General features: G+C 67.1%; 9 protein-coding genes. 5 read left to right on the plus strand and 4 right to left on the minus strand.

The window, feature by feature from the left end; genetic code table 11:
* Window positions 1-19: 19 nt before the first annotated feature.
* The 4 genes from KBZ04_RS12020 to KBZ04_RS12035 all read right to left on the minus strand — a co-directional run bounded on the left by KBZ04_RS12020 (window position 20) and on the right by KBZ04_RS12035 (window position 4,269).
* Entirely contained in the window at window positions 20-754 is a 735-nt protein-coding gene (locus tag KBZ04_RS12020) for a fatty acid desaturase (RefSeq protein WP_254992150.1), read from the minus strand.
* 107 nt (window positions 755-861) lie between these two features.
* A complete protein-coding gene (locus tag KBZ04_RS12025; RefSeq protein WP_254992151.1) occupies window positions 862-1,818 on the minus strand; it encodes an orange carotenoid-binding protein in 957 nt (318 codons plus the stop codon).
* 192 nt (window positions 1,819-2,010) lie between these two features.
* Window positions 2,011-2,778 (minus strand): phycobilisome rod-core linker polypeptide, encoded by a 768-nt coding sequence (locus KBZ04_RS12030; protein WP_254992152.1) that lies wholly within the window; start codon window positions 2,776-2,778, stop codon window positions 2,011-2,013.
* A gap of 663 nt (window positions 2,779-3,441) precedes the next feature.
* Window positions 3,442-4,269, minus strand: a complete 828-nt coding sequence (locus KBZ04_RS12035; RefSeq protein ID WP_254992153.1) for a transglutaminase-like domain-containing protein — start codon at window positions 4,267-4,269, stop codon at window positions 3,442-3,444.
* A 113-nt stretch (window positions 4,270-4,382) separates the two neighbouring features.
* Here KBZ04_RS12035 and KBZ04_RS12040 point away from each other — a divergent pair, with 113 nt between their 5' ends.
* The 5 genes from KBZ04_RS12040 to KBZ04_RS12060 form a co-directional block, all read left to right on the plus strand.
* A complete protein-coding gene (locus tag KBZ04_RS12040; RefSeq protein ID WP_254992154.1) occupies window positions 4,383-4,643 on the plus strand; it encodes a galactose oxidase in 261 nt (86 codons plus the stop codon).
* A 56-nt stretch (window positions 4,644-4,699) separates the two neighbouring features.
* Window positions 4,700-5,683, plus strand: a complete 984-nt coding sequence (locus KBZ04_RS12045; RefSeq protein ID WP_261351092.1) for an ATP-binding cassette domain-containing protein — start codon at window positions 4,700-4,702, stop codon at window positions 5,681-5,683.
* Window positions 5,680-6,492, plus strand: a complete 813-nt coding sequence (locus KBZ04_RS12050) for an ABC transporter permease (RefSeq protein WP_254992156.1) — start codon at window positions 5,680-5,682, stop codon at window positions 6,490-6,492. Before KBZ04_RS12045 ends, KBZ04_RS12050 begins: the two co-directional genes overlap by 4 nt.
* Window positions 6,492-7,280: an ABC transporter permease gene (locus tag KBZ04_RS12055; RefSeq protein WP_254992157.1), complete on the plus strand. Its 789-nt coding sequence runs from the start codon at window positions 6,492-6,494 to the stop codon at window positions 7,278-7,280. Before KBZ04_RS12050 ends, KBZ04_RS12055 begins: the two co-directional genes overlap by 1 nt.
* On the plus strand, window positions 7,281-7,700 hold a 420-nt coding region (locus KBZ04_RS12060), incomplete at its 3' end, for a PfkB family carbohydrate kinase (protein WP_254992158.1). It abuts the gene before it with no gap.

Raw genomic sequence — 7,700 nt, forward strand, 5'->3', positions numbered from 1 at the left:
CAACATCTGTTTTTTGACCTTAACGCGCAAGCCAGAGCCGCCGCGAGCCGTTGCCCTGCCCGTGATCAAGAGAAACGCGTCGCCTCAAGTCCGGCAGCCTGAACCAGGGCACCGCCGGGTAGGCATGGTGCTCCCAGTGGTAGCCGAAGTGGTAACAAGCCAGCAGGGAGAGGAGGTGGGAATACCCCAGACTTCGTACCGCATGGCTGCCGGCAGGAAGACATCCTTGGCTGCGGTGGGGAAGATAGGTGCCGAAGAGAAACAGCTGAAACGAGCTCAGCACCAACGGCAGCACCCAGAACGCAATCACATTGATCGCCCGTTGGGGGTCGAGCGCCAGCAGCAGTGCCGCTGCGGTGATCCAGGTGATCAGGAGCGGGGCCAACTGCTTCCAGGAGAGATAGTTGCCCATGAAACGCCTATACCAGCGCAGGGCACCATCGCCGCTGGCGAATCGGAAATCGGGATCCCGGAGGCTGCCAGGCGAGCGGTGATGGCGCAGATGCTGGCGACGACAGCGGCCAAAGGGCAAGCCGGCGTAAAGCACCAGGGCCAGGAGGCCCAGCCCATCGTTGAGGGCAGGGCGCCCGGGCACCAGGGTACGGTGCATGGCGTCGTGACCCAGGATGAACAGGCCGGTCTGGAGGAACGTCCGCCCTGCGACAGCCAGCAGGATGGCCGGTGCCGGCCACTGGGCCGGAAGGGCCAGCAGCAAGGCGACGAGGCTCGCCAACCAGGCCCAGAAGATGAGCATCCCTAGCCAGAAACCCCTGCCCAGGGGGGCAGGGGAAACGGAACGGACCTTCGCCTCGTCCGGCATCTGGCCAGGCTGGCTGCGGGAGTCCGTCAGGGTGCGAACCGTCAGCGTGCGAATTTGAGGAGCTCGGCCGGGGATGCCAGCAGGTCAATCGCCACGAAATAAATCCGGTTTTCGGGATCCAGCAGGAAGCGCCAGGCCACGTTCATGCCGACACCGGCGCCGAACCAGGGGGTCTGGACCTTGCCGGTGACCTTGATCTGGGTGAAGCCACCTTCGGAGGGCTCACTCACGCCAGTTTCGGGAAGAAGCTTGAGGTTCTGGCAGTCTTCGCGGAAGAAGCGCAGGACGGCATCGGTGCCGACAATCGGACGCTGGAAGGGGGGCTGCAGGGCGCCGTCGGGAAGGAACAGCTTGATCAGCTGGTCGAAATCGTTGGCGTTAAGCAGATCCATGTAGGACAGGATCGTGGCGTTGTCGATTCCCGCGATCGACACCTTGGTGCGCTGCTCAGGAGCGGTGGGCAGCACGATCGGCTCGGCGATGCGCTCGGCCCCGTCCACCTTGCTGGGGTCGAAGCCCATGTCGACGACGAAGTTGCGCAGCACGGTGATCTGCTGACCGGCATCAATGCCTTTCAGTGAGGACAGCACCGAAGCGGCATTGGCGGAGAGCTGGTAACCCTCGGGGATGGGGGCGACGATGCCTTCCTCCATCCACTCGCCCAGGCGATACCAGAACCCCAGCTTGATGTTGACCGACCAGATGGCGTAGGTGCGGCAGATGTCGGTGTCGGCCCTGTTGGCCAGATCCACCATCACCTGGCTCTGCTCGGCAAAGGTCATGGCCTTGATCCGGTTGAGCACCGGCTCGGCGAACTGCATGCGGGCCGCTCCGGGGGCCGCGATGGTGATCGTCTTGCCCATCTCGAGGTAGGCGAACCAGATCAGCGCCAGCTGGTCCTCGGCGCTCAGCAGGGCGAACCGAGCGGTGAGGGCGGGCACCACATCGGCGGAAAGGGTGTCCGGAAAAATCTGGGAGGCCTTGTCGAGCGTGAACATGGCAGGAAGTCTCCGGAGGTCAAGAAATCTTTACAAATCCTAATGCATGGTGGCGCCGATGCTGGCGTTGCGGGCACCTGCAACCAAGGAAAGCACGATTCCGTGTCTGTCAACACAGCGGGCAACAGGCCTACAACCACTGCAGGAATTCGGGAAAGTCCCTGGGGGCAGAACGCCCCCAGGGACCCCCGATCACTGCGCTGCGGTGCTCAGCATCGCTGCCGCCGTCCACAGCACCAGGCCCGTGATTGCAAAGCCTCCGGCCGTGACCAATCCCTGCCAGATCTTGCGTGCCAGGGGAGAGGGCTGCTCGCCGAGCCAGGCGGCGCGGGGGGTACCCGGCGACCAGGGGGTGGTGCCACGGGGCGCCCTGGCGGCGATCACATCGCGCCAGCGGCCGTCGTAGCGGGGAGCCTGCTGGTTGAAGGGGCGCTCGCCCTGCGCCCGACCCGGCAACACCCGGGAGCGCTGGTAGGGCACCGTGTCGTAACCGAAGGCTTCGAGATACTCGGCCGAGTCGAGCAGGGCATCCACCAGGGTGACGAGCCCATGCTGGGCAATCAGGATCGAATACCTGATGCGTTCCTGTTCGCCATAGACGGGCCGGCCCAGAACCCTGCCGACCAGCTGCTCCACCAGCCGATAGTTGCTGTTGCAGTCATAGAAACCTTCACGGAATCGCCTGGAAAGCAACAAGCCACGGATGAAATCCCTCATGGTGATCTGTCCGCTGCGGAGCTGGGATTCCAGCACCACTTCGCGATCCACCTTGAAGGCATGAAAGAAGATCTGGCGGTAGGCCTGCTCGATCTGAACATCAAGACCGAGGCGATCCCCGGCGGTCTTGCCCGTCTCCAGGCTGGCGACAGCCTGGCGGGGGGATTCCTCACTGGCGATCGCGAAACTCGGCACCCTGGCGTTGAGGCTCGAGGGTCGGGCGGCGAGCAGGGGAAGGGCCATGAAGGGCATCAGGGAGAACGACCCGGAAAGATACCGAAGATCAAAAGTGGCCCAGGGCCTGCGGCCAGATCCCTCACACAGCGTTACTTACCTGGCCGACCACGGGGGGCTCCTGGATGGCCTGGGGCATCGGGGGAGCGGGAAGCGAGGAGGGCTCACAGTCCAGCCTGAGCACCCGCTCAAGGGTCTGGTTGCGGTAATTGCGGAGACAGTACTTACACCCGCCGGTGGTCTGGAGATGGCGCTCAGGCGTGATCACCACCTCCCGGACGGGATGCTCAACGCAACGAATCTTGATGGGAGTGCGATAACTCTTATAGGTCATCTGGGAATAGTCGTATCTCGCGCCGAATCGGGAAATGGCTCGCTCCAGAAACGTGGCTTCATCAATCCGTAAACCCATGGTTCAGTCCGCAGGAATCGATTCATAGGGCCCAAGGGAACCTCGGTCCTGGTCCCACCTCCGGGGATGGGGGACCGACGGGCTCTCGTGGGGCAGGGGTGCTTGAGCCGACTGGCATCGGAACCGCTCGAGATGGTCGAGGATCCCGGAACTGCCGGGATTCTGCACCCTGCGCCACGCGGGCAGACCCGGCGCATGATTTCTCCACATTTCACCGCCGTTGCCGGCGGTTGCGGCGGCCCGGACTGATGCGCCGGGCCTCAGTGGGGGGCGCTCCCGGAGGGGGCCAACTCCTCCGTGATGACGCGGAACCCGGTGAGTTGGTGATCACCGAAGGAGCGCAGGAAGGGCACATCCGCCGCATCCCGGCCCCGGGCGATCAGCACCCGGCCGATGCGCGGGGTGTTGTGGCGGGCATCAAAGACGTGCCAGCGATCCTCGAGAAACGCCTCGAACCAGGCCGAGTAGTCGATCGGATCCGGCAGGGCGGTCACGCCCGAGTAACCCAGGTAGCCGGTGCAGTAACGCGCCGGGATGTTGAGGCAACGGCAGAGACTGATCGCCAGGTGGGCGAAATCCCGGCAGACGCCGCGCCCCTCCCGCAGGGCATCGTGGGCGGTCTTGTCGCTGCGGGCGGCGCCGTAGTCGAAACGGAGCTGCTCATGCACCCAGTCACAGATGGCCTGCACCCGCGACCAGCCCGGCCGGACACCGCCGAAGCGGCCCCAGGCCACCTGGGCCAGGCGGTCGGTGTCGCAGTAGCGGCTGGGGTTGAGGTAGGGGTAGGTGACGATCGGCAGCGCCCCCACCGGGCATTCGCCCACATCCGCCGCCACCGGATCGGGATGGCCGCCATCGGCCACCACCACCTCGAACCCCAGCGTCGTGCTGCCGGAGGAGGCCATGAAACGGCAGGCCCGGTTGCCGTCAGCGTCGGTGAGCACCTCGGCGATGCGATCCGGGCTCAGCCACAACCGCTCCGGGCCGCGCCGATCCTCCAGGCGGCTGCCATGGGGATGGACAAGGGCCAACACCGGTGTCGGGGCCCAGCAGGAGAGGGTCAGTTCGCAACCAAGCCGGATCAGCATGGCGAAGGCATGACGGACGACACCACCCCGGTGGACGATTGTGGCCCCCCGGCGGGGATTCCGTGGCGGCTCAGGCCGAAAACCGCTAGTACAGTTGTACTGCACACCTGGCCATGTCCTTCACCCCGCAAACACCCCTGGCTCCCACCGCCTGGCCCTATCTGGGGCCGGAGCGTCTGCTGCCCAGCCGCAGCCGTCAGGTCTGCCTCACCTGCCACTGGTTCCGCCACCAGGCCGGCGCCGACGGCATCCCCCTGCTGAGCTGCCAGTGGCACCAGGCCCTGATCTGCCACGGTGACCATCTCACCCAGCGCTGTACGAGCTGGCTCGAGCCGCTGCAGGGGAGCTCCGGCTGGTGCCCGGAGTCCGCCTGACGTCCTCCCTGCCGCCACACCCTCGATAGGGTGGCTTGCGCTCCGAGCCCGTCCGCATGGCCATCGTCCGCGCGCAGGGCCTCGGCAAGACCTACCGGGTGGCCGACAAGCAACCCGGACTGGCCGGCACCCTGCGTCACTTCGTGAACCGCCGCGAGCGCCTGATCGCAGCCGTGCAGGAGGTGAGCTTCTCGATCGAGCCGGGCGAGTTCGTCGGCTTCCTGGGGGCCAACGGCGCCGGCAAGACCACCACCCTCAAGATGCTCACGGGGCTGATCCACCCCACCAGCGGCACGGTGGAGGTGGCGGGCCACCAGCCCCAGCGCCGCGAGGCGGACTTCCTGGGCCAGATCACCCTGGTGATGGGCCAGAAGCAGCAGCTGATCTGGGATCTGCCACCGCTGGATTCTCTGCGGGTCAACGCCGCCGTCTACGGCATCCCCCCGGCGGAGAGCCGCCGCCGCATCGCCGAGCTGGCGGAGATGCTCGAGCTGGGGGATGAGCTGCGCCGGCCGGTGCGCAAGCTCTCCCTCGGCCAGCGGATGAAGGCGGAGCTGCTGGCGGCCCTGCTGCACCGGCCATCGGTGCTGTTCCTCGACGAACCCACCCTGGGGCTGGATGTCAACGCCCAGGCCCGGGTGCGCAGCTTCCTGGCCGATTACAACCGCCGCTTCGGGGCCACCGTGCTGCTCACCAGCCACTACATGGCCGACATCACCGCCCTCTGTCCGCGGGTGCTGCTGATCCACGAGGGCCGCCTCTTCTACGACGGCAGCCTCGAGACCCTCACCCAGCGGCTGGCGCCCTGCCGGGAGGTGCGCCTGGAGCTGCATGCGCCCCTAGGGGCCGAGGCCTTCGCCAGCTACGGCGAGGTGGAGACCATCGAGGGCCGGGAGGTGCGGCTGCTGATCCCGCGGGAGCGGCTCACCGAGCAGGTGGGACGGCTGCTGGCCGATCTGGCGGTGGTCGATCTGTCGGTGTCCGACCCGCCGATCGAGGACATCATCGGCCGGCTGTTCCACCAGGGGGCCCTGGCATGAGCCGCCCCCTGCGCCAGCGGCTGGCCCACGCCCGCCGCATCGCCACCGTGCTGCTCTCCAGCCAGTACGCCTACATGCTCGAGTACCGGGCCGAGATCGTGCTCTGGGCGCTCTCGGGGGTGCTGCCCTTCATCATGCTGGGCCTGTGGAGCGCCGTCGATGCCGCTGGCGGGCTGGGGATGGACTCCCTGCAGCTGGCCCGCTACTTCCTGTCGGCCTTCGTGGTGCGCCAGTTCACGATCGTGTGGGTGATGTACACCTTCGAGGAGGACAACCTCAACGGCCGCCTGTCGCCCTACCTGCTCCAGCCCCTGCCGCTGGTGTGGCGCTACGTGGCCGCCCACCTCTCGGAGCAGGCCACCCGACTCCCCTTCGTGGCGATGCTGGTGGGACTGTTCTTCCTTCTGTATCCCGCTGCCTTCTGGTGGCCCTCCATCTCGTCGCTGCTGCTGGCGGTGCTGGCCACCCTGGCCGCCTTCGCCCTGCGCTTCCTGATGCAGTTCACCCTGACGATGGTGTGCTTCTGGAGCGAGAAAGCCACCGCACTGGAGCGCCTCCTCTATCTGCCCTACCTCTATCTCTCCGGGCTGGTGGCCCCCCTGGCCCTCTATCCCGAGTCGGTGCGGACCTTCGCCTTCTGGACCCCCTTCCCTTACATGGTCGATGTGCCCGCCAGGATCCTGGCCGGTGAGTCCGTGCCGGTGCTGCAGAGCTTCGCGGCCATGGCCGCCTGGGCCGCCCTGCTGCTGCCGATCAACCTGCTGCTCTGGCGGCGGGGCCTGCGCCACTATTCAGCGATGGGGGCGTGATGGGCCGCTATCTCACCACCCTGCGGGTGTTCTGGATCGCCTCGCTGACGGCGGAACTGGAATACCAGGCCAATTTCCTGATCGAGCTGGTGGCCACCGCCGGCAATCTGGTCGGCAGCATCTTCGTGCTGTCGCTGTTCTACGGGCGTGGCCAGTCGCTGGGGGGCTGGAGCTGGGAAGGGGCCCTGGTGGTGCTGGGCATCTACACCCTGCTGGAGGGGATCACCAGCACCCTGCTGCAGCCCAACCTCAGCACGATCGTGGCCCACGTGCGCACCGGCAGCCTCGATTTCGTGCTGCTCAAGCCGATCGACAGCCAGTTCTGGCTCTCGGCCCGCACCTTCTCCCCCTGGGGTCTGCCCGGCATCGCCCTGGGGGCCGGCCTGATCGGCTACGCCGCCTGGAAGGCCGGCGCCACCCCGACGCCCCTCACCCTGCTGGGGGCGGCCCTGATGCTGGTGGCCAGCCTGATGATTCTGTACAGCCTCTGGTTCGTGCTGGCGGCCAGCAGCATCTGGTTCGTGAAGATCTGGAACGCCACCGAGGTGCTGCGCAGCGTGCTGGTGGCGGGCCGCTTTCCGGTGAGTGCCTTCCCCGCCGGCCTGCGGGCCTTCTTCACCTTCATCGTGCCGGTGGCCTTCCTCACCACCGTGCCGGCCGAGGCGATCCTGGGGCGGGCCTCCGGCCCCTGGCTGCTGGCCGGGGGGGCTGTCGCCATCGCCTCGGTGGTGCTGAGCCGCTGGTTCTGGACGTTCGCCCTGCGCTTCTACACCTCCGCCTCCAGCTGAATGGAGCCCCTCGTCCCCCTGCCCCTGGAGTCGCTGCCGGACCTGCCCCCGCTGGCCCTGGCGGTGGTGGGCCATGTGGAGATGGTGAGCTTCGTCGGCGTGGACCATCTGCCGGCGGCCGGCGAGATCCTCCATGCCGACGACTTCTGTGAGCTCCCCGCCGGCGGCGGCGCCGTGGTGGCCGTGCAGATGGCGCGACTGACGGGAGAGCGAATTCCCTTCTTCACGGCCCTGGGCGACGACCCCCTCGGCCACAGGGCCGCCGAAGAGCTCGCGGGCCTGGGGCTGGAGCTGCACATCGCCTGGCGGGAGGCCCCGACCCGGCGGGGGATCACCTTCATCGACGGCGGCGGCGAGCGCACGATCACGGTGATCGGCGAGCGGCTGATGCCCACCGGCGCCGATGGGCTGCCGTGGCAG

It is taken from the genome of Cyanobium sp. N5-Cardenillas (assembly GCF_024345515.1).
Classification (GTDB): domain Bacteria; phylum Cyanobacteriota; class Cyanobacteriia; order PCC-6307; family Cyanobiaceae; genus Cyanobium.

Coding starts and splice junctions, on each gene's coding strand:
- KBZ04_RS12045 (WP_261351092.1), top strand. CDS start 4,700: ATGGCCATCGTCCGCGCGCAGGGCCTCGGCAAGACCTACCGGGTGGCC.
- KBZ04_RS12055 (WP_254992157.1), top strand. CDS start 6,492: ATGGGCCGCTATCTCACCACCCTGCGGGTGTTCTGGATCGCCTCGCTG.
- KBZ04_RS12030 (WP_254992152.1), bottom strand. CDS start 2,778: ATGGCCCTTCCCCTGCTCGCCGCCCGACCCTCGAGCCTCAACGCCAGG.
- KBZ04_RS12035 (WP_254992153.1), bottom strand. CDS start 4,269: ATGCTGATCCGGCTTGGTTGCGAACTGACCCTCTCCTGCTGGGCCCCG.
- KBZ04_RS12050 (WP_254992156.1), top strand. CDS start 5,680: ATGAGCCGCCCCCTGCGCCAGCGGCTGGCCCACGCCCGCCGCATCGCC.
- KBZ04_RS12040 (WP_254992154.1), top strand. CDS start 4,383: ATGTCCTTCACCCCGCAAACACCCCTGGCTCCCACCGCCTGGCCCTAT.
- KBZ04_RS12025 (WP_254992151.1), bottom strand. CDS start 1,818: ATGTTCACGCTCGACAAGGCCTCCCAGATTTTTCCGGACACCCTTTCC.
- KBZ04_RS12020 (WP_254992150.1), bottom strand. CDS start 754: ATGCTCATCTTCTGGGCCTGGTTGGCGAGCCTCGTCGCCTTGCTGCTG.